Origin of the sequence: Ferdinandcohnia salidurans (assembly GCF_042680725.1) — a bacterium.
Lineage (GTDB): Bacteria > Bacillota > Bacilli > Bacillales > Bacillaceae_L > Ferdinandcohnia > Ferdinandcohnia salidurans.
In genome coordinates this window covers 269018-289662 of record NZ_JBHUEK010000031.1, presented here as the reverse complement: position 1 = coordinate 289662, position 20645 = coordinate 269018, and the positions used below count along the sequence as shown (strand labels likewise).

The 20645-nt window shown below is 37.6% G+C and carries 27 protein-coding genes, 1 rRNA gene and 2 riboswitches; of the genes, 9 read left to right on the top strand and 19 right to left on the bottom strand.

Annotation, left to right across the window (positions count from 1 at the left end; genetic code table 11):
- The 4 genes from ACFSFW_RS21990 to gcvT all read right to left on the bottom strand — a co-directional run.
- Window positions 1-351, bottom strand: a 16S ribosomal RNA gene (locus tag ACFSFW_RS21990); the annotation flags it as partial.
- Window positions 352-665: 314 nt separating this feature from the next.
- Entirely contained in the window at window positions 666-2126 is a 1461-nt protein-coding gene (gene gcvPB, locus ACFSFW_RS21985; protein ID WP_388041397.1) for an aminomethyl-transferring glycine dehydrogenase subunit GcvPB, read from the bottom strand.
- Window positions 2119-3465 (bottom strand): aminomethyl-transferring glycine dehydrogenase subunit GcvPA, encoded by a 1347-nt coding sequence (gcvPA, locus tag ACFSFW_RS21980; RefSeq protein ID WP_388041394.1) that lies wholly within the window; start codon window positions 3463-3465, stop codon window positions 2119-2121. The genes gcvPB and gcvPA overlap by 8 nt, the downstream gene beginning before the upstream one ends.
- A 27-nt stretch (window positions 3466-3492) precedes the next feature.
- Window positions 3493-4596 carry a glycine cleavage system aminomethyltransferase GcvT gene (gene gcvT, locus ACFSFW_RS21975; protein WP_388041391.1) on the bottom strand — a complete coding sequence of 368 codons (1104 nt, stop codon included), beginning with the start codon at window positions 4594-4596 and terminating at the stop codon, window positions 3493-3495.
- Window positions 4597-4922: 326 nt separating this feature from the next.
- Window positions 4923-5015, bottom strand: a riboswitch (glycine riboswitch).
- A gap of 292 nt (window positions 5016-5307) precedes the next feature.
- Here gcvT and ACFSFW_RS21970 point away from each other — a divergent pair.
- The 4 genes from ACFSFW_RS21970 (at window position 5308) to ACFSFW_RS21955 (ending at window position 8894) form a co-directional block, all read left to right on the top strand.
- Window positions 5308-6999: a DEAD/DEAH box helicase gene (locus tag ACFSFW_RS21970; protein WP_388041389.1), complete on the top strand. Its 1692-nt coding sequence runs from the start codon at window positions 5308-5310 to the stop codon at window positions 6997-6999.
- Window positions 6977-7771, top strand: coding sequence for a YqhG family protein (locus ACFSFW_RS21965; protein ID WP_388041386.1), 795 nt, complete (start codon window positions 6977-6979; stop codon window positions 7769-7771). The genes ACFSFW_RS21970 and ACFSFW_RS21965 overlap by 23 nt, the downstream gene beginning before the upstream one ends.
- Window positions 7772-8147: 376 nt before the next feature.
- Window positions 8148-8237: riboswitch (cyclic di-GMP riboswitch) on the top strand.
- 30 nt (window positions 8238-8267) lie between these two features.
- Window positions 8268-8396: an anti-repressor SinI family protein gene (locus ACFSFW_RS21960; RefSeq protein WP_388041383.1), complete on the top strand. Its 129-nt coding sequence runs from the start codon at window positions 8268-8270 to the stop codon at window positions 8394-8396.
- Between the two features lie 171 nt (window positions 8397-8567).
- The gene (locus ACFSFW_RS21955) at window positions 8568-8894 is read left to right on the top strand and encodes a helix-turn-helix domain-containing protein (protein ID WP_099361889.1); all 327 of its coding nucleotides are present in this window, start codon (window positions 8568-8570) and stop codon (window positions 8892-8894) included.
- 265 nt (window positions 8895-9159) lie between these two features.
- Here ACFSFW_RS21955 and ACFSFW_RS21950 read toward each other — a convergent pair whose 3' ends face one another.
- From ACFSFW_RS21950 to tapA, 5 genes are all read right to left on the bottom strand, one after another.
- The gene (locus ACFSFW_RS21950; RefSeq protein WP_388041380.1) at window positions 9160-9456 is read right to left on the bottom strand and encodes a DUF5658 family protein; all 297 of its coding nucleotides are present in this window, start codon (window positions 9454-9456) and stop codon (window positions 9160-9162) included.
- A gap of 111 nt (window positions 9457-9567) precedes the next feature.
- A complete protein-coding gene (locus ACFSFW_RS21945) occupies window positions 9568-10164 on the bottom strand; it encodes a TasA family protein (protein WP_388041377.1) in 597 nt (198 codons plus the stop codon).
- Window positions 10165-10263: 99 nt separating this feature from the next.
- Window positions 10264-11112, bottom strand: a complete 849-nt coding sequence (locus ACFSFW_RS21940) for a TasA family protein (RefSeq protein ID WP_388041374.1) — start codon at window positions 11110-11112, stop codon at window positions 10264-10266.
- A gap of 83 nt (window positions 11113-11195) precedes the next feature.
- The gene (sipW, locus tag ACFSFW_RS21935) at window positions 11196-11771 is read right to left on the bottom strand and encodes a signal peptidase I SipW (protein WP_388041372.1); all 576 of its coding nucleotides are present in this window, start codon (window positions 11769-11771) and stop codon (window positions 11196-11198) included.
- A 27-nt stretch (window positions 11772-11798) separates the two neighbouring features.
- Window positions 11799-12929, bottom strand: coding sequence for an amyloid fiber anchoring/assembly protein TapA (gene tapA, locus ACFSFW_RS21930; RefSeq protein ID WP_388041370.1), 1131 nt, complete (start codon window positions 12927-12929; stop codon window positions 11799-11801).
- A 342-nt stretch (window positions 12930-13271) separates the two neighbouring features.
- On the opposite strand from tapA, the gene ACFSFW_RS21925 reads away from it, so the two are divergent.
- Window positions 13272-13646 (top strand): helix-turn-helix domain-containing protein, encoded by a 375-nt coding sequence (locus tag ACFSFW_RS21925; RefSeq protein ID WP_388041368.1) that lies wholly within the window; start codon window positions 13272-13274, stop codon window positions 13644-13646.
- Entirely contained in the window at window positions 13643-13771 is a 129-nt protein-coding gene (locus ACFSFW_RS21920) for an anti-repressor SinI family protein (protein WP_099361895.1), read from the top strand. The genes ACFSFW_RS21925 and ACFSFW_RS21920 overlap by 4 nt, the downstream gene beginning before the upstream one ends.
- Window positions 13772-13803: 32 nt before the next feature.
- On the opposite strand, the gene ACFSFW_RS21915 is transcribed toward ACFSFW_RS21920, so the two are convergent.
- Together ACFSFW_RS21915 and ACFSFW_RS21910 are read right to left on the bottom strand one after the other, a co-directional pair.
- Entirely contained in the window at window positions 13804-14412 is a 609-nt protein-coding gene (locus tag ACFSFW_RS21915) for a hypothetical protein (RefSeq protein ID WP_388041365.1), read from the bottom strand.
- A 107-nt stretch (window positions 14413-14519) separates the two neighbouring features.
- Window positions 14520-15140 carry a YgaN family protein gene (locus ACFSFW_RS21910; RefSeq protein WP_388041362.1) on the bottom strand — a complete coding sequence of 207 codons (621 nt, stop codon included), beginning with the start codon at window positions 15138-15140 and terminating at the stop codon, window positions 14520-14522.
- A gap of 102 nt (window positions 15141-15242) precedes the next feature.
- On the opposite strand from ACFSFW_RS21910, the gene ACFSFW_RS21905 reads away from it, so the two are divergent.
- Together ACFSFW_RS21905 and ACFSFW_RS21900 are read left to right on the top strand one after the other, a co-directional pair.
- Complete coding sequence (locus ACFSFW_RS21905; protein WP_388041417.1) at window positions 15243-15584, top strand: YqzG/YhdC family protein; 342 nt, start codon at window positions 15243-15245, stop codon at window positions 15582-15584.
- Between the two features lie 61 nt (window positions 15585-15645).
- Entirely contained in the window at window positions 15646-16002 is a 357-nt protein-coding gene (locus tag ACFSFW_RS21900) for a DUF2512 family protein (RefSeq protein ID WP_388041360.1), read from the top strand.
- A gap of 165 nt (window positions 16003-16167) precedes the next feature.
- Here the strand turns inward: ACFSFW_RS21900 and moaA are convergent, their stop codons facing one another.
- Window positions 16168-17190, bottom strand: coding sequence for a GTP 3',8-cyclase MoaA (gene moaA, locus ACFSFW_RS21895; RefSeq protein ID WP_388041358.1), 1023 nt, complete (start codon window positions 17188-17190; stop codon window positions 16168-16170).
- Between the two features lie 415 nt (window positions 17191-17605).
- On the opposite strand from moaA, the gene ymaG reads away from it, so the two are divergent.
- Complete coding sequence (ymaG, locus tag ACFSFW_RS21890) at window positions 17606-17812, top strand: inner spore coat protein YmaG (protein ID WP_304218561.1); 207 nt, start codon at window positions 17606-17608, stop codon at window positions 17810-17812.
- 30 nt (window positions 17813-17842) lie between these two features.
- Here the strand turns inward: ymaG and ACFSFW_RS21885 are convergent, their stop codons facing one another.
- From ACFSFW_RS21885 to comGC, 7 genes are all read right to left on the bottom strand, one after another.
- Window positions 17843-18034, bottom strand: coding sequence for a YqzE family protein (locus tag ACFSFW_RS21885; RefSeq protein WP_388041355.1), 192 nt, complete (start codon window positions 18032-18034; stop codon window positions 17843-17845).
- A gap of 104 nt (window positions 18035-18138) precedes the next feature.
- Window positions 18139-18663 carry a shikimate kinase gene (locus ACFSFW_RS21880; protein WP_388041354.1) on the bottom strand — a complete coding sequence of 175 codons (525 nt, stop codon included), beginning with the start codon at window positions 18661-18663 and terminating at the stop codon, window positions 18139-18141.
- Window positions 18664-18743: 80 nt separating this feature from the next.
- Window positions 18744-19127, bottom strand: a complete 384-nt coding sequence (comGG, locus tag ACFSFW_RS21875) for a competence type IV pilus minor pilin ComGG (RefSeq protein WP_388041352.1) — start codon at window positions 19125-19127, stop codon at window positions 18744-18746.
- Window positions 19124-19564 (bottom strand): competence type IV pilus minor pilin ComGF, encoded by a 441-nt coding sequence (comGF, locus tag ACFSFW_RS21870; RefSeq protein ID WP_388041350.1) that lies wholly within the window; start codon window positions 19562-19564, stop codon window positions 19124-19126. The genes comGG and comGF overlap by 4 nt, the downstream gene beginning before the upstream one ends.
- Window positions 19554-19895, bottom strand: a complete 342-nt coding sequence (locus tag ACFSFW_RS21865) for a prepilin-type N-terminal cleavage/methylation domain-containing protein (protein WP_388041347.1) — start codon at window positions 19893-19895, stop codon at window positions 19554-19556. The genes comGF and ACFSFW_RS21865 overlap by 11 nt, the downstream gene beginning before the upstream one ends.
- The gene (comGD, locus tag ACFSFW_RS21860) at window positions 19879-20349 is read right to left on the bottom strand and encodes a competence type IV pilus minor pilin ComGD (protein ID WP_388041414.1); all 471 of its coding nucleotides are present in this window, start codon (window positions 20347-20349) and stop codon (window positions 19879-19881) included. The genes ACFSFW_RS21865 and comGD overlap by 17 nt, the downstream gene beginning before the upstream one ends.
- Entirely contained in the window at window positions 20303-20632 is a 330-nt protein-coding gene (gene comGC, locus ACFSFW_RS21855) for a competence type IV pilus major pilin ComGC (protein ID WP_304218576.1), read from the bottom strand. The genes comGD and comGC overlap by 47 nt, the downstream gene beginning before the upstream one ends.
- Window positions 20633-20645: the final 13 nt, after the last annotated feature.

Sequence of the window (20645 nt, the reverse complement as noted above, 5' to 3'; positions counted from 1 at the left end):
TAGGAGTCTGGGCCGTGTCTCAGTCCCAGTGTGGCCGATCACCCTCTCAGGTCGGCTACGCATCGTTGCCTTGGTGAGCCATTACCTCACCAACTAGCTAATGCGCCGCGGGTCCATCTATAAGTGATAGCTAAAAGCCATCTTTTAATATGAGACCATGTGGTCTCATATGTTATCCGGTATTAGCTCCGGTTTCCCGAAGTTATCCCAGTCTTATAGGCAGGTTGCCCACGTGTTACTCACCCGTCCGCCGCTAACCTTTGGGAGCAAGCTCCCTCAGGTTCGCTCGACTTGCATGTATTAGGCACGCCGCCAGCGTTCATCCTGAGCCAGGATCAAACTCTCCAATAAGAGTATTGATTGCTCAATAGTTTGTTACTTTAGAATTAAACGTTGACGCTTGTATTGTGTTCAGTTTTCAAAGAACTTTTTCACTGCCGCTCAAAAGCGACTTTAATAATATATCATCTAACAACATTTCATGTCAACAACTTTTTTAAAAAGTTTTTTCTTCTTTATTAGTTGTGACTCAGGTCAATCACGTTGTCGTGATGACTTAATCTATATTATCAGCCCTCCATATATTTTTCAATAGTTTATATCACGGTAATTTATGGTAAAAAAAGAGACTCATCCAAATTAGGACGAGTCTCTTCTATATATATTTATTGTTTTTGGTATCGTAAAACAGGTTTTCTAGCTGCTAATGTTTCATCAAGTCGACTTACGACTGTTGTATGTGGCGCTTCTTGAACGATTTCTGGATTCTCTTCTGCTTCTTTTGCAATTTGGATCATGGCTTCGATGAAGTCATCCAATGTTTCTTTTGATTCTGTTTCCGTTGGTTCAATCATCATACATTCCTCAACATTTAATGGGAAGTAGATAGTTGGTGGGTGATAACCAAAATCCAGTAATCGTTTTGCGATATCTAATGTACGAACACCCAATTTCTTTTGTCGTCTACCTGAAATGACAAATTCGTGTTTACAATGTCTATCATATGGTAGGTCAAAATATGGTTCTAGGCGACGCATCATGTAGTTTGCATTGATAACCGCATTTTCAGTTACAGCCTTAAGGCCATCTGGTCCCATTGAACGAATGTACGTATATGCACGAACATTGATTCCGAAGTTTCCATAGTATGGTTTTACGCGTCCGATTGAATGTGGACGGTTGTAATCAAAATGATAGCCTTCTTCTGTCTTAACGAGTACTGGTTTTGGAAGGTAAGCTATTAGGTCTTCCTTCACACCAACTGGGCCAGAACCTGGTCCCCCACCGCCATGTGGACCAGTAAAGGTTTTGTGTAGGTTTAAATGAACCACATCAAATCCCATGTCTCCAGGGCGCGCCTTACTTAAAACCGCATTAAGGTTTGCACCGTCATAGTATACTTTACCACCGGCAGAGTGAATGATTTCTGTCATTTCAAGAATATTTTCTTCAAATAGACCTAATGTATTAGGGTTTGTTAACATTAATGCCGCAGTGTCTGGTCCAACTACACGACGTAAATCCTCTAAATCAACTAGTCCATCTTCATTGGATTTTACTGTAATGGTTTCAAAGCCTGCAACTGTTGCAGATGCCGGGTTTGTACCGTGTGCAGAGTCTGGTACGATTACTTTTGTACGAGCTATATCGTTGTTTGCTTCATGGTATGCACGGATCATCATTAATCCAGTCCACTCACCATGTGCACCTGCCGCAGGTTGAAGGGTAACTTCATCCATACCCGTGATTTCTTTTAAGTGTTCTTGCAGGTCATACATTAATTCCATTGCACCTTGGACAGTACTTTCATCTTGTAATGGATGGATGTGAGCAAATCCATTGTAGCGTGCAACATTTTCATTTATTTTCGGATTGTATTTCATTGTACATGAACCTAATGGATAAAATCCTGAGTCCACCCCGTGATTACGCTTGGACAATGCTGTATAGTGACGCATGATATCTAATTCTGATACTTCAGGTAGTTCTGGCTCCTCTACTCGAAGATAGTCACTAGGGATAACTTCAGCAATGTTGATCTCAGGTACGTCTAAGTCTGGCAAACTATAACCAATTCGTCCTGGCTTGGTTAGTTCAAATATTAATGGTTGATCTTGCTTATTCATGGCTATCCCCCAATTCTTTTACAAGTGTATCAATCTCTTCTTTTGTACGAAGCTCAGTAACTGCTACTAACATATGGCCCTCTAACTCTGGGTAGTCACGACCTAGATCATATCCACCGATAATTCCATTTTCTAATAAACGAGCATTCACTTCTTTAACTGATTTACCTACTTTTACAACAAATTCATTGAAGAATGGCCCTTCAAATGAAATTTCAAAACCATTTGCTGCAAATTGTTGTTTAGCATAATAGGCTTTTTGAATGTTCTGTGTTGAAATCTCTTTTACACCTTTTTTACCTAGTGCTGTCATCGCAACCGATGCTGCTAATGCATTAAGCGCTTGGTTCGAACAAATATTTGAAGTAGCTTTGTCACGACGAATATGTTGTTCACGTGCTTGAAGTGTTAAAACAAAACCACGTTTTCCTTGTTCGTCTACTGTTTGACCAACTAAACGGCCAGGTACTTTACGCATAAGTTTTGATGTTACTGCAAAGTATCCACAGTGTGGTCCACCAAATGCTGCTGGGATACCAAATGGCTGTGCATCCCCGACCACGATATCAGCTCCAAGCTTACCAGGAGGTGTTAAAGCCCCAAGTGCTAATGGGTTGCTTGATACAACGAACATGCTTTTACCTGTATGAGCAACAGCTTCAATTTCTTTTAATGGTTCAATTTGACCAAAGAAATTTGGATATTGAACAACAACACAAGCGACATCGTTATCCATTAGAGAGTTTAATGCTTCAACGTCAGTAACACCGTTCTTTGTTGGAACTTCAACAACCTCAATGTATTGACCCTTAGCATATGTTTCAAGAACTAGTCTTGATTCTGGGTGTACTCCCTGTGAAACCAATACTTTTTTATTTCTTGTACTACCAGAAGCTAGCATCGCTGCTTCTGCAAGTGAAGTACCTCCGTCATACATAGAAGAGTTTGCTACGTCCATTCCAGTAAGCTCGCAGATCATTGTTTGGAATTCAAAAATCGCTTGTAGCTCACCTTGAGAAATCTCTGGTTGGTATGGTGTATAAGCTGTATAAAATTCTGAACGAGAAAGAACATGATCAACAATGACTGGCATGTAGTGATCGTACACACCAGCTCCTAAGAAGGAAGCATTGTGGCGTAAATCAGCATTTTTTGCTGCAAGTACTGAAAGTTCTTTCATTAAACTAGACTCTGATTTTGCCTTCTTAATGTTGTATTCGCCTTTAAATCGAACACTTTCTGGAATATCATTAAAAAGCTCATCGACTGTAGATACGCCGATTGACTGAAGCATTTCGTTTTTATCTTGTTCCGTCATTGGTAAATAACGATGTTTCATTGATGTACCCCTTTCCCAATTATCCATTTATTTTTTTGGTCGCTTATAGAATGGTGTTGCAACTATAACTGCTTTAAGGCGTTTTTTACGAACTTGAACTTCAACTTCTTTTCCTAATTCGGCATGTTCTGATTTAATAAGAACTAAACCGATATTTTTTTGAAGAGTTGGCGATTGGGTTCCAGTTGTAACTTCACCCACTTGCTCGTCTCCATCAAAAACTTCATATCCATGACGAGGAATTCCTTTATCAATCATTTCAATTCCTACGATTTTACGAGGAGCACCTTCTGCCTTTTGCTGTTTTAACACTTCTTTCCCAATAAAGTCAGCCTCTTTATTCGGCTTAACCGCAAAACCGATACCTGCTTCGATTGGAGTGATATCCTTTGAAAGTTCTTGTCCATAAAGCGCAAGATTTGCTTCAAATCGCAATGTATCACGTGCACCTAGTCCGCATGGTAAAACACCTTCAGGTTCTCCAGCTTCTAAAATAGCATTCCATAGGGCAGCTGTGTCTTCTGCTTGGCAATAGACTTCAAAACCATCTTCGCCTGTGTAACCTGTTCTGGACACAAGTGTTTTCTTTCCAGCGATTTCGACATCGTCTTGGAATTTAAAAAACTTAATTTCACTTAAGTCTGTATTTGATATCTTTTGTAAAACTTCTTCAGCTAACGGCCCTTGAAGTGCTATTTGGCCGATTTCATTTGAGATGTTTACGACTTCTACATCACCAAAGACATGCTGTTTTAACCAGTCAAAATCTTTGTCAGTATTTGATGCATTTACAACGAGTAAGTAGTGGTCATCCGATTTTTTATAGATTAGTAGGTCATCAACCGTTCCACCGTTTTCATAGCACATTGCTGTATATTGTGTTGCGCCCTCTTTTAAAAGTGAAACATCATTTGTCATCATTTTTTGGAGAAAAGCTAAGCTGTCCTTTCCTTTCACATCAATTTCACCCATGTGTGAAACATCAAAAAGACCTGCTTTTGTACGAACCGCTTCATGTTCCTCTTTAATACTTGAAAATTGGACTGGAAGATCCCATCCACCAAAATCAATTGTTTTGGCGCCATGCTTTTGATATTCATCAAATAATGGTGTTCGTTTTAATTCAGACAACCGAATTCCTCCTCAACATTCATCGTTTTGAAAGCTACTTGGGTTTCGCACCACCATAACCGAAAGATTCTGAAAATGCAAAAAAGGACAGATAAACTCCACAGCAGTGTGAAGTCTCTGTCCTTGCACCTGAAAGTTTACCTAATTGATTTTCAAAAAGGTTTGCCCCTTTGGTGGCCATTCAGGTCATTATAAGCGGCGAATCTCTTCGTCAGTTCGTTTTTCCGGTCCTCACGTATTATTTAATACGCTCCGGTCCTCAAAACTTCACTTCCTCTACCTTCTTGCTTTTAATGCCCTGAAATTATCGGCTCTCTCCAGAGTTGCGTCAAACAAGAGTCTTTTTGCCTGAGAGATTCACAATCGGCTTGCTTGCTCCTTCGGCGCTACAAAAATGTAGTCTCTCCCCTTGTTCTCATTCGCGGTCTTCATATTTTTCATTTTTTTGGTAATACTAACGAAACGACTATGGAAATTTTATCATGTCCAAGCCCAAAAGCTCTTATTTTATCATTTAATTTAAATTGCTAATCCCTACTGAATAGCGTAGAGAAGCGTTTTCTAACTACCTTCATCCTACCATCATCTAGCGATTTGGGCAATAACTTATTTTCTTAACATTAATTTATTTTTTTAGAAAAACGTTCGGGTTTTAGAAAAAACCTTACTTTCTTCTATATAATATATCTACTAAGAAAGGACTGTAATTTTATGAATGTCGATTTTGAATTTGATCAGTCGTGGCAAGGTGACTTTCTGCAACGAATTGACGATGACGGTCCTTGGGCGAACTGGGAGTTATATAAACTTGCATATGAAGTAGAAAAACACCAGTCGATACCTGAATTCGAAGGACTTCAGGCTCCTAAGCATTTACCACAGTTAACACCACTACCACATCAGCTTGAAGTTGCAAAGCAAGTGGTAGAAAAAATGAACGGAAAAGCCATTTTAGCAGATGAGGTTGGGCTCGGGAAAACGATAGAGGCTGGCCTCATTTTGAAAGAATATATGATTCGTGGACTGGTGAAGAAGGTATTGATCCTTGTGCCGGCATCCCTTGTGTCACAATGGGCTTCGGAATTAAATCAGAAGTTTTATATTCCAGCGGTTCAGCAAAAAAAGAGCTATATGTGGGAGCAATATGATGTAATTGTTTCGTCAATTGATACGGCAAAAAGAAGTCCACATCGTGAAATCGTGTATGAACAGGATTATGATTTAATCATTATCGATGAGGCTCACAAGCTAAAAAACAACAAAACAAAAAACTATGAATTTGTTCAAAACCTGAAAAAGAAGTTTTGTTTACTATTAACGGCTACTCCGATTCAAAACCGGATCGATGAAATTTTTAATCTTGTGTCATTGCTGAAGCCTGGGCACCTAGGTAATCAGGAGAACTTTGAGGAATCATTCGGAAAGAGAAGTCGTTCAATCGATGACCATGAGCATTTGAAAGAATTAGTGAATAAGGTGATGATTCGTAATCGCCGTGATGATACAGGAATTGAATGGACAAAACGTAAGGTGGAAACAGTACCCATTGAATTTTCTGAGACCGAACAGGAACTTTATGATGCGATTTCTGCCTATCGGTCTAGCTTTTCAGGTTTTGCATCCAGTATGTTCTCGATCTTAACCTTACAAAGAGAGGCTTGTAGTAGTCGAGAAGCTGTCTACTTTACGTTAAAAAAAATGCTTGAGAAAAAGAATGAAGACGGAAGTAATGCGGTTCCTGAGGATATGGTGATGGGGCTTATGAAAAAGGTTGAACAGGTTACTCAAAATTCTAAGGCGGAAAAAGCGGTTGAATTAATCAAGCAAATCGATGATAAAGTCATCATTTTCACCGAATACCGTGCAACCCAAATGTATTTACAATGGTTCCTGCAGCAAAATGGAATTTCATCTGTTCCTTTTAGAGGTGGATTTAAACGCGGGAAAAAGGATTGGATGAGAGAATTGTTTAAAGGAAAGTTCCAGGTCTTGATTGCAACGGAAGCTGGTGGTGAAGGAATTAACCTACAATTCTGTAACCACATTATCAATTATGATCTCCCTTGGAATCCAATGAGACTTGAGCAACGGATTGGGCGTATTCATCGCCTCGGTCAGGAAAAGGATGTTCATATTTATAATTTTGCAACAAAGAATACGGTTGAAGAGCATATTTTAAAGCTATTATATGAAAAAATTAATCTGTTTGAACGTGTCATTGGACAATTGGATGATATCTTAACAAGATTGGATCTCGGAAACATTGAAGACCATATTCAGGACATCATGCTTCGTTCTCGCAGTGAGGGTGAAATGAAAATTAAGATGGAAAATTTAACTTCTATCATTAGCTTTGAAGAACAAAATGGTGGTGAGCAGCATGCAGCAACAGGAAATAGTTAACTTTCTAGAGAATTATTTTGTTTCAAACCATTGTGAAATTCTTGAAAGTCATCTCGGGTATATGACCGTACAATTAACGGTTGATTTAGATAAGCAACTAATGAACCGGCCTTTTTATTGGACATATGTTGAAAAAACTGGCGGTGAACCGAATCCAATGAAGCTGACGTTAATTACGGATCGGGAACAAACACCTGACAATGTGAAGGGCGACTTTATTCATTTTGGCGCCCCCCGTTTACATCAAATTTTTGAATCAACAAAAAAGCTTGCAAGCTATATACGCTTGTATCAACAATCACCACCCGGTGCACAAGGGAACACCCCTCTTTATCCGTGGATTGGGTTGAATGTAAAAATATCATATAAAAGTGACCGCAAGCGTGATGTGTTGATGTCACTCGGTTTACAGCTTATAAATGGAATCATTGTTGAAGATTTCCAAGAAAAAGTTGAAAAGTTGCCGCTTACTCCGAAAATACCTGATCACACCTATACAATGTCACCTCTTGTTAAGCCACAAAGTGGCATTAACCGTCTCCAGCAATATGTGCGGGGATATGTTGAAACACAGGATCACTCTTGGGCAGACGAAGCAAGACAACGATGGGACGAAGATTTAGCTTTGTTAGATTCCTTTTATGAGGGAATTGACGAAAAGCCAGAAAGCTATGGGATTGAAAAAGAAGCACTCAAAGATCAATACGAACCGAAAGTTCTTGTCGAAATTATCAATGGCGGTTTGTTTTATCTTTGTCAAAACACGATGTAAAATTGGCCTATCCTCACTTCCGAGGGTAGGTTATCTTTTTGTGAGGGTATTTTAAAAGAAATCGTTCGACAAATACCTTACATTTTTATGGTGATTTTACAAAAAATACATTAGAAAACTACTATGTATTAACCATTCGCTTCATCAAGTTTACATTTCATAGGTCTAAATCCCTATCCTTCGAGTTCATTCTACACAAATAGTAAGAAACAGCCAAAATTCGATTGGACGGACGAACTATTGTTTATCTTTTGTAAATATTTTGACATCGACAGATTTTTACAGAAAGTTTGAATTTCATGTTTTATACTTCTAAATGTAATACAAAGGTTCTATACATAAGGGACTATCGTTTTAGGTAGACGGCTTAGGTTCGAACAGACAAAGGCAAACCTATTGAAAAATAGGGACGCAAAGTCACAGGTCTAAGATTGGACGTAACAATTATGACGGCTGGACTGCCTGGAATACTACTTGTATTTTGGGAGGAAACGAAATGTTAAATGAAGTTCAAAACAAAGATGAACAATTGGATCAAGATTGGATCGACCTTATTTTAGAAGCAGTGGAGATGGGAATGAGCGTCCAGGATATTCAAGCTTTCCTCCAAAGTAAATCAGCATAACGGACCTTATCTATACAAATAATACCTTATTGAAGCTACGGATCGGATACATAAGGATGCGAGGGACTCGGTACAAACGGGTTCTTTTATTTTTCAGTTTTTTGTGTTCTTATTATAAAACATTTTCTTCGTTATATGCTATAATAGGTATATGAAGGAAGGTGAGAAAGAATGATTGGCCAACGTATTAAAACATTTCGTTTGCAAAAACAATTATCTCTATCTGAACTAGCAGATCGCGCTGGAGTTGCCAAATCATACTTGAGCTCTATCGAACGGAATCTCCAATCAAACCCTTCTATCCAATTTCTTGAAAAAATATCTACAGTATTAGGAGTAACAGTCAATGAATTACTCCATGAACAATCAGAACCTGAAAGTGTAGAACTTGATTCAGAATGGACTAGACTTGTACGCGAGGCAATGAAATCAGGAGTTTCCAAAGAGGAATTTCGATCATTCTTAGAATTTAATAAGTGGAAAATGGATAATAAATAAAAAATGCTTCGGCACATTGGTTGCCTAAGCATTTTTTATTTTTATATGTATGTATCGAAAGTGGAAATACTGTGGGATTCAGGTTGTTGGGGAGTTGAGTATTTTTTCTGTAATGATGAAGGATATGCTTCACCAGCATCGCGGGCACGAAATGTTGTGAGATTGTGGTTACAAACTGGGCAGTTCCATTCACCTTGCTTACTGCTGCTAAAGGACGGCCGATAACATCTTGGACAGGTTTTTGTATACATAGGGACTCCTCCATTTAGAAAACTTGTGAAATCCAATAGCCATGAAGGAAAAAAACATATGCGTATAAAGCAGTGGCTACATAGGATAAAGAGCGAATAAACTTATTCACAGGAATGCGAATGATAAAATAAAGTGAAATTAAACATAAAGAAAGCATTGCTTTTATAAGTAAAAATAAGACCGGATGGATTTCGTATACGGTGTACATTAACGGGTTGGCTTCCGATATATGGCCACCTAGGATTCCGAAATGAGTGATAAATGCATCTAAAAGATTTAGGGTTGCTAGAAAAATGAATAGGTGTTTCATAGTGAACCTCGCTTGATTGTTTTTATGAAATGAAACCGTTGTTCTTAATAGTGAACAAACAATATACAAAATAGACCTTGATTTTCATCTTTTTATCCAATCAAGGTCATTTTAAGGACGTTTTGTATCTAGTTTTTTTCTTTTCAAATAAGTAAATATGATAAAACCAGCTAAAAATAAAGCCGCACCAGTTACTAAAAGGTTAAACATTTCTGATCCTGTTGTTGGGAGTTTGTTGTCAACTGGGATAACTCCACCCATTGTTCCTTCAACGTAAATCTTTAATTGAAAATCAGAACTTAAATTTTGAAATTCATTTCCTAATTCAATAGGAATTTGTACAAACAACTTTAGTGCTTCAGATTGTTTACTCCCAAGAAATCTCGGTGCCAATTCCTCGAATTTTTGAAGCTTACCATGATAGAGCATTTCATTATCGTTTTCAATGATCAAATCCAATTGATTATAGAATACTCTATCTCCTGAAGTAAATTTATTTGATAATATATACTTAAAGTCTTGTTTTCCATTATTAGAAATTAATAGATTTCTTGAAATTGAGTCACCAGGTTTCATATTACTTAGATCAAAAAGTACTTTTCCTGGATTTGTAGATAAATCAATTGCCTGATGTTTAATACTATCCTCGGCCAAAACAATTATTGGATTTAACAATAATAAAAAAAGTATTAATAAAATTTTCCGCATATTAGTAACTCCTTAGATATATGTATCAATTGCGAAATTAAATAATTCAGAAAAGGTGGGAAACCCACCTTTTCATAAATATTTAGTTTTTTTTAATAATTAGTCGTTCACAGGATCTGTAATTGTAGGAGTACCAGTTGTTCTATCGTTTGGTTGTGTAGTTGGATTTTTTGTATCATCAGCAGAACCTTGAACACCGTTATTTACTGCACCATTAGCATCGTCAGCTTCTACCTCTACTCCTGCCCATTGAGTTGCTTCTAGATTAAATTGTACACTTACAGAATTACCCATGAATTTATTTTGTACAAATTCAGAATAGTCGCCACCCACTCTTTGATTATCTTTAACAAATGTGATTTTAATATAAACATCATCAGTATCTTGTGGATCTACAGGTAGACCTCTTGTAGCAAATGTAGTTCCACCAAGCGGGTCTACTAACGGAACCAAATTAATTCGCTTGGATTTATCAGTAGGCTCATAATTATCTACAATCTGACCTAAACCGAAATCTTGATTAACAAATTCTTTTAAAGTAAGAGGTCCATTTGAAGTCCATACTGAGACCATGTTCCCATTATCTCTTTGAACTTTAAATAATTCAATTTCGAATTGGTCAAGAAACGCGTCTCGACTTTTGTTTGTTCCAACACCAGATGTAAAACCACTAGCTGTAGCACTTAGTAACACTTCTTTAATTGCCAATGAACCCTTATTTCCTAATCTAAACTTTCTCTCTACGCTATCGCCTGGTTTCATATTCGTAAGGTCAAAGTTAATAGGATTACTATCAATATCTTGAATATCTAAATCTAAAGTTCCTGCCGCAAAATGGTTTTTAATTGTATCGACATCGTTGAATGCTGCCCAAGTTCCTCCTCCAACTAATGATAGACCTAGTGCTGCTGAAGCGACACCCAAACCAATTTTCTTTTTAATACTCATTTTTTCTTCCTCCTTGTTTTATCCCCTCGTTTTTGAGGTATGTAGTTTTTATATTGAATCCTTATTAAGGAATACAACCAATTTTAAGCAGTTTTTTCAGAATCTTGATTTCTACTAGGCTGATCTAGTTCTTTTAATGCTCTAAAGATTGTGATACCTGAGTAGAGTAATAGTAAAACGCCTGGGGTGATAAGCAAAGCAGCCATACCTTTGCTAGATTTTGCGAAGTCTACTAGATAACCCATGAGCGGAATTGTAAATCCTGTGTACTTTCCAATAACATTTTGAGAAAGAATAGGGTTCACATCCATATCTTCATTATTATCACCTTTCGTTTGATAAAGGGTTTGATCACCTTGTTGAATTACTTCAGTTATTCTGTGGGTAACAACATTTCCATCAGATTGAAGGAAGGTTATTACATCATCCTTCTTTAATGAACTAGGTTCATCGACTCGTTTAATTGCGATTATTGATCCAGTTTTAAATGTAGGCTCCATGGATCCTGATAAAACAGTTTTTAATTGATAACCAAGGATTTGTGGCTCTCCTCCAGATGCTTTGGAGGAGATAACTACAAATACCATCACTATCAGTAATAGGAACAAAATTACTGAGATTGAGTTACTGATTATTTTCATAATTTTTTTTGTTGACATTTCTACACCACCAATTTATTTAATTAATTACAACGGTCCAATTGTAACTCCCTCAGACTCATTACCAGATTTATCAACAGTTGTTATTCTTAAGGTAATTTGATCCTTGGTTTTTACATCTAAATTATTAATTTTCTCTCCTGCGAAATTATCTTTAATTGGCATATCTTGACCTATTATATAAATTCTTACGAAACTAAAATCCTCAGTTGGGTTTTTCCAAGATAAACTCAAGTTAGAGCTACTTCCACTTCTAGTACCATGTAGACTTGAAATTTCATTAGGCGGTTCATTATCGTCTACAATTGTAGTAACTTGGATAGTTGCACCTAACGATTCATTTTCAGCAACATCTAATGTAGTGATTTTGTAAGAATACATCTTATTTGACTCTAAATTCTTATCTTCATAGGTCGAACTATTAATAATACTTGTAAGTAACTTTCCATCACGATAGATGTTTACCTGTTTAAAATCAGAATCAGTCGTATGATTCCATGATAGAGTAATTGAGTTAGTAGTAGGTATTCCAGCGAGATTAGTTATCTTTGCAGGTGATACCTCGTCTTTTGGTGGTTCAGTTACATTCTTATTATCTTCTCCGGCGTTTTCACAATCTGTAACTTGTATTGTCCCGCTCCAAGGACCTGTACCGTTTCCATTTCCATTTGCATGACCAGTTTCATGATATGCCTTGAATTTATAATATCCATTATTTTTTGGTTGGTACTGTATTGTATATTCTTCTCCGTTATCTGGTATTGGAAAGACTCCTGATTCTACAACTTTTCCATTCTTTACATTACCGTCTGCTTCGCTCCAATAAACCTCATATTTCGTAAGTTCATGATTAACATCACTACCTGTGTTAGTAAAACTACCCCAAATTCCTTGAGCACAACTTCCACCCTGACTTACTTCCTTTAATGAGCTATTGCCCCAGTTTTCATCATCTGGAGGGTATTCTGGTTCATCCTCGATTTCCCAATTAACATGAAGGGAACCTTTTATAACCTCAACATCATTAAAATAAGCCCCTGTATCTGTAGTAAGGTATGAAACCATTGCAAAGGACAAATACCATATCGCAGCAATCTGAGCTAACAGAGCAAGTTTTCTTCCCCGCTTACCAAACTTCCTTAACCTTGTGCGTCTCAACGATCCACCCTCCTCATTCGTTCTTTTAAGTGAACGCATTACTTTATGTATTTTATTAAGAACGAAGTTGGAATATTTGTTTTTCATATTCATCAACTTCCTTTTAGATTCTGTATTTTCGTTCGCTCTTGTTCTCAGTAGCGAACTTGATAGTCTGAGTATAAGTCATAAGTACTAACTTTGAAAAATCTCAAAATAAGCCATTTTTTCTCAATAAAGAACGTTTATCGTTCGTTTTCTCGAAATATCTCCTTTTTCCTTACTATTTTGTAATTTTATAAAGAACAAAATGTTTCTTATAATGAACGTACAGAAAGATTCTTTTAACTAAGGAGAAAGAAGATGATAGGATCTAGGATTAAGGATTTGCGAAAACAAAGGAAGCTCTCCATTACAGAGCTGGCTAAGCGTGCAGGTGTTTCGAAATCGTATTTAAGCTATATTGAGAGAGATGTTCAGAAGAATCCTTCTCTACAATTCTTATCAAAGATTGCAACTACACTAGATACAAGTATTGAATATTTGTTAGGTGAAGACCTGGACAATCATGATGAACTTGACGGAGAATGGACGAAACTTTTACAACAAGCAATTGACGATGGGTTAAGTAAAGAGGACTTTCGAGAGTTTCAACAGTTCATCCAGTTTCGCAACTGGCAGAATGGGCAAGAAGAGTTGAATGATATTTCAACGAATCATAATGGGGGGAAGAAATGATACTTACTTCTGTTCAGGAAACACTAGACCAGGAATGGGTAAAGTTATTGGTAGAAGCAAAAAACCTTGGAGTTACAATTGAAGAAGTAGAGGCATTTTTCCATACTAGACAAACCATTAGTTGAAAAAAAAGCGACCCCCAGGTCGCTTTTCCTATTTAATCCTTCTTCTCCACCGCTGAAATCACTAAACCTCTTTCATTTTCTTGGGCTTTATAAGTGATGTTGTTTAGGGTTGCGGTTCCGTTGATTTTTTTATCCTTGTCGCGAAGAAGCCCTAATTTATATGTGACTTTTCCAATGTCCTCTTCTTTTACTGCCTCTTCTGTGTTTGTAACGGCAACAAGTAAGAAGAATGCAGCAATTGTATCCTCATATTTATCTAACGTAGTGCTGAGATTGTCTGACTCTATGTCTTTTTTCACGATTGATAAACGAACTACTTCATTTGTTGTTTCATTTACGATTCCTTCAAGAATCATTCCGTTGTTGACATCGTGTTTAAATTCTCCATTTCTTACATTCAATTGTTCAATTTTATCGGAATCCTTCATTTCTGTTTGAGCTTCGTTCCAATTTTTAACGAGAGCTTCGGTTGTAAAGCCTAAAGAACCCAGATTCATGATTTGTTCGTCAGCTTGTTGAATTTTGGTTGTTTTTGGATCTTCTTTTTTCTCTTGTTCTTTTGCCTTGTCGTCTCCTTTACAACTGACAAGTAATATTGTACTAAGTAGCAAAATCGCAAAAATAAAAATTCGTTTCCGCATGATTTTCCTCCTACCTGCTAACTTTTCACATAAAGTTAATATGCGCGTAGAAGTACCAAATCATGCAGAACGGTAACACAAAAAAGCGATCTGCTATAGATCGCTTTTTATTCGTAATCCTCAGTTTTGCTAATCATTACCCTTACAATATACACTTCATCGTTTTCTTTTACTGTGTCTTCAATAACATCTTCATCCAAGCCAACTCTTATACCGTTTGAGCCATCCTTAACTATTAACGCAAGTGCTTGTGGCTTTTCTGCTTCAATATTTATTTTATCAGCGATCTGAGTTTGAGCAGTGCCAATCGATGTATCAACTTCCAGAACTGGGGACTGCATCGTGGAAGAACCTGTGCCGTCTGTCATCGATAATGTCCACCGGGCATATGTAGTGTTGTCATCCAAGTTAAAATTCATTTTGGCGGCAGCCAATGTCATATCTTCGTTAGTTGCGGTCGCACCTCGTGCGATATCTTCTTGTTTTTCTCCATTTTTATAATGCTCAACCCAAACATGAATCATCTTTATATCTTCATTTTTTATTTTAAGGTCGTACATTAAAAGTGTATCAAACCCAAGTGAACTAATTATTTGTGTATTTCTCTCATTTTGTTTGACCGGAGTCAGCACACCATCTGCTTTCTTTGTAGTGTTGCTTTCATTACTACAGCCGATCAAAGCAAGTAAAATAAGAAATCTAATCGATATTTTAAACAGCCTGCCCATTAGCACTCCCCCTTTTTTCTCATAATACCATACCTTTCCATTAAGCTGCATAAATTTTCCTACCGCAGGGAAATCTAAAGTAAAAGTGAGGTGCTGTGTGTGTTGCGCAAGATTTTGATTGGATGTTGCTTCTGTTTATTATTAACCCCGACTGTTTTTATCAACAATGAATCTGGAGCTATATCTGCTGAGCAAAAAAAGCCAGTCCCAGAGTATGCAAAATGGGGAAAGCTTGCGATGGAGGAGACTAAGAAACGGTATCCTTCGGCTCAAATTGTTGATTATTTACATGTAGGAAGACATAAGAAGAATGGGATGTATGTTGAACGTTTCAAGCTTTGGCTGAAAGAGGATAATCGTGAATTCGGTGTTTTTGTAAATATCACGTTTGAACCAGAGACTGAACGAGTTAAGAATATTACCGTTGTGGAAACAGACCGATAGTGCTTTTACATATAATCCATCTATTATGTGAAAAATACCGAATAAAGGAGGTGTAAATACTATGTCTAACTTTATTATGAAATTAATTTTATTACCTTTAATAGTAGCCATTTGTTCTGGCATTTTTGATAGTGTTGATTTAGTTGCATGGTATCAGCCAATCGGTATTGGCGTACTGTTAGCTATTCTTGGTTATTTAATGGAGAAAGCGATGCTTAGAAGAGATAAAACGGTGATGACAGATATTGCCGATTTTGTAACTGCAGCCCTTGTAGTATATTTTCTTTCCTTGTTTTACGATGGTGCTAGGGTTACCCTTTGGGGCGCTATCTTAACAGCCCTTGTTATTACATTAGTTGAGATACCTATACACCGCTGGTTAGTTAGGTCAGGTAGAACCGAAAGATCTACAGCATGATGAATTGAAAAGCGCAAGGCGCCTGCCTATCGGCGACAAGCATAAGACGAGCGCTGGCAGAAGGTGATTTTTACCTTCCGAAGCGATTGGCTTATGACCTCGAGCCGATGGCGCCTGAAGCTAGATATCGAAAAAGAGGTGCGAAATAAGGCACCTCTTTTCCATTTATCCACCTATATAAGACATTTCAATTTTCTTACGTTTCTTCGCAGTTTCCTCTGTTCGTTCATCTGAATATCGATCACGTCTTACTTGCCAAATCGACTTCAGGGTTTCATCAATCTCACTTTCGGATGCACCTGAACGAATTAATGACCTTAAATCATGGCCAGCCGTTGCAAACAGGCATGTATACAGCTTTCCATCTGCGGAAATTCGCGCTCGGGTACAGCTTGAGCAGAAGGATTCTGTAACAGATGATATGAAACCAATTTCCACATCTGTACCTACATAACGATATCTCTTCGCTACTTCCCCAAAATAATCGGCATCGACAGGTTCCAATGGCATTTCACTATGGATTAAGTCATGGATTGCTTTTTTCGAAACGACTTGATCAAAATTCCAACCATTAGTCGTTCCAACATCCATAAATTCGATAAAACGAAGCGCGATTCCTTTGTCTTTAAAAAATCGTGCCATCGGTAAAATCTGTGAATCATTTTTTCCTTTTCGGACAACCATATTCATTTTCACATGAAGACCAGCTTCCTGAGCTGCTTCAATCCCCGCTAATACGGGCTTCACTCCTACGGAACGACCATTCATTCCTTTGAAAATATCGTTATCCATTGCATCAAGGCTAACGTTTACACGCTGTAGCCCCGCTTCTTTCAATTGCTTTGCATATTTCGGCAAGAATATGCCGTTTGTCGTGAGGGCAATATCTTCAATACCTTCTATATGAGTTAAACGCTCAACAAGCTCATGGACATTTTTTCGAACTAACGGTTCTCCACCTGTTAACCGAATCTTTTGCACACCAAGTTTGACAAAGCTTCTTGTCAAAGTTTCTATTTCAGAATAGGATAATAATTCTCCTTGTTTCAAGAATTGATAATCATCCCCAAAGATTTCTTTAGGCATACAATACGAACAACGGAAATTGCATTGATCTGTGACAGAAATGCGCAAATCACGTAGAGGTCGATTCAATTGATCAACAATTTTTTCATTTTTTGTAGTCATTTAACCTGTCACTCCTACCTTTAAATAAAGTTCAAAAAGGAGGATGAAAAGGACCAAGAAGTTCAAGGCGGCGCAGCTTTGAGTACCGGAGCGTATGCATTAAATACGTGAGGAACGGAAAAGCAAGCCAACGCAGAAATTCGACGTGTCATTTTCACCGGACTTTTTGAACATCCTATCTTTACAAGTACCTATTACTCTATCATACTACCAAATGCTTGTGAATAGAAACGATACTCCATGAAATCTGGGTTAACGAAAAAATTTTCAAAATGTGGACAAACGCCCACTACTTTTAGGCTATGGTTACATATCCATGTTAGTGAGGCAAGAATAAGGAGCAATTCTAGCCCAATCACGGTAAAAAGAAATATCACGTGCCCGTAGTGGGAAATCAAAAACAGGAGGTAATTAGATGGGACCATATAGAAGACCATATGGCTTTGGATTTGGCAGACCTGGACGGTTTTTTTGGGGAGCACCTTTAGTTGGCGGATTAGTTGGAGGACTTGTTGGAAGTGCCCTTTTCAATCCGTATTTCTATGGAGGTTATGGTGGTTATGGAGGATATCCATTTTATCGCCCACCATTCTACCCGTATGGCGGCGGTTTCTGGTATTAATCAAAAAGGAGAGCCGACAATATGACTCTGTCAGCTCTCTTCTTTTTGGTTCTTTTTGAACATGAGGGACACCGCAAGCGGCATAATTCCAAACCACCGATTGGTTAGTGGAGGTTGTTCTTCCTTACGCTGCTTTTTTGTAGCCTTACGTACCTCTTTTGGCTGGTCTAAAGTCTTGACAATCTGTTGGGTTACAAACTTTACATAATCGTTTGTAGACATAATAACACCTGCCTCTAATCAAATGCGCCTTGGCGTATTTGTGCCCAGATTATTCGAGCTTGCTCGAAATTTCCTTTGAAAATCTGTAGCATCTGCCGGAGGCCTTAACTGATATTATTATTTCCATCTTTTTGCAAATGTAACCACGACACTATGTCATCGACAACTTCGTCTAGATTTTTTTCAGTTGTGTCAACTTTATAATGTGCTTCATTGTAGAAAGGCATTCGCTCACTATAAAGTTTACTTGTATTTTCCTTTTTCTCTGAATCAAACAATGGTCGAGATGGGTCAAACTGAACACGCTCAAAGATTCGATCAATGTCACAGTATAAGAAAATAACGTGACCATTTTGCATCATCCACTGACGATTTTCCTCTTGAATGACAATTCCTCCACCGGTTGTGATCACGATATCATCTGTTGGTATTTCTTTTAGAAATGAGCGTTCATAGTCTCGAAAGGTTTGCTCACCCTCTTCTGAAAAAATATCAGCAATTCTTTTACCTATCTTTTTCTCAATAAATTGATCCGTATCAATAACCGGCAACTGTAAGACTTGTCCAAGTTTTTGTCCGATCGTTGTTTTTCCTGCTCCCATAAATCCTGTTAAATAAACGGCTTTCATTTCTCTACTCTCCTAAAAATGCGGCCTCGTATGCGTCCACTCGATTTTTCTAAATTATAACAAAAACATCCATGTTTGTCTTAACGTAATTCAATCCAAGAACCTATCGCTTTTTTCTCATAATCATATACAAAACGTGCACTATATTTGCGCTGTTCCTTTGTTGTACAAGAGATGGTAATTTGTGATGTTGTTGTCGTTAATGGGACAACAGTATACGAAATTGTACCGGTTGGAGAGTTGAGAGAACCAGTTATTCCTGAGCTTTCTTCATCTTCAACTAATCTAGCCTGTATCTCGCTAACCCCTAATTCCATTAGGTTCTCCAATATGAATATTTCCTCTGTCTCTTTTGAAAAACCATTTTCCGTCATATACGCATTTACTTGAAACGTGAACACAAGAAAAAATAAAAAAGAAATCGCAATTGTAACGGGGAGGATAAAACCTTGTTCATTTTTCATATATCATTAACCTCCATTGTTGTAAATGCCGAAATAATGGCTTGATACGTTTTCCCATCAACGGTTACCACTGAAATTAAAAAACCATTTGTTTTCGACTCAAATGTCACACCCGTTATTTGCTGAAGTAACACCTCATGACCTTTTCCGTTTACCCTTCTTCTTATTTTGTCATTGTATTTTTCGAAACTCACTAACTCACCTGCCGCATTTTTAAACAACACTGACTTATTTTTTGATACGGTAATTTCACTTGCTTCACGCACTTCCATTTTCATTTGTTGAATTAAAATTTGCCATTCAAGTTTATTGAACTGTTCATTATTGTCTCGGAACACGACACTAAGGAATGGTGTAATAAATGAAAGAATGACTAGCAGAATTGAGAAAGTTACTAACATCTCAACCAAAGTAAAGCCCTTATCATTACTCACCATGTAGATATCCACATCTTTCGTACGTTTTTGAAAGCTTGTCCTCCCATGTTATACAAAGCTCCCATTTTTGAAGCTCCTCATTAAATGTTTTTGAAAACAGATAGGTAACCCCGTTTTTTATGATCCTATCTAGATTTGATTCATCACCGTTGTAGTCCTTATTGAGCTCCTCTGATAATAATTGTCTCCCCATATTATAGATTTCGGTGTTTTTTCGTTCTGTCATGATAAGTAATAGCTGCGGAAGGAGTGTTGCACAAAGCATAAGCCAAATCGAGACTGCAAGGAGCATCTCTACTAATGTAAAGCCTCGCTTATTCCTTACTAACATAAAACCTACCCTTTCCCAACAAGAACGTTACAGTATATTTGGTATCCCTATACAAAAACCAGATCTCCCCCGACCGCTGAATATTCCCATTACTTGTAAAAACCAATCTCGACCCCAGTGTGGTAATAACGATACGAATCGCCGGGTCAATCTTTCGAACAAAAACCACATCATTTGATTTCGCACTGCTAAGCTCATAATATGACCCGCTGGCACTGAAATAAAGCCTTGTTGATTCATTATGACTGATTGCATATTGTTGGCTGTAAAAAATATCATTTTGCAGCTGTTCTAGAAAATGATCTATCTTTTTAGATTCATGTAGAGGTCTAAGCTGCAGTAGACTTATCGAGGAAATGACAATCACAATTGATAGGACAACCAAGGCTTCGATGAGGGTGAAGCCTTTATGGTTGAGTAGAGGCTGTATTTTCAACTTGTGCAACTTTTCCATTTCCATCAATTGTAATGGTGTCACCATTTGGACAAGCTGGGATGCCATCTTTAAGATATTTATCATCCGTTAAATCTTGTTCTGTTGGGGTCTTGTCATTTTCCAACTCATACGCCTGCACCTGCGCTTCAACCATTTTCACTAGTGCATCACACCCTTTATTTTTAATAACTGAATTATGCTTCGTCACATTGGGCACGGTTATCAAAAGCAAAATCGATACGACTAATAACACAATTAACATTTCCACAAGGGTAAACCCCTTTTGATTTTTCAATTTCATCTACATCTTCCTT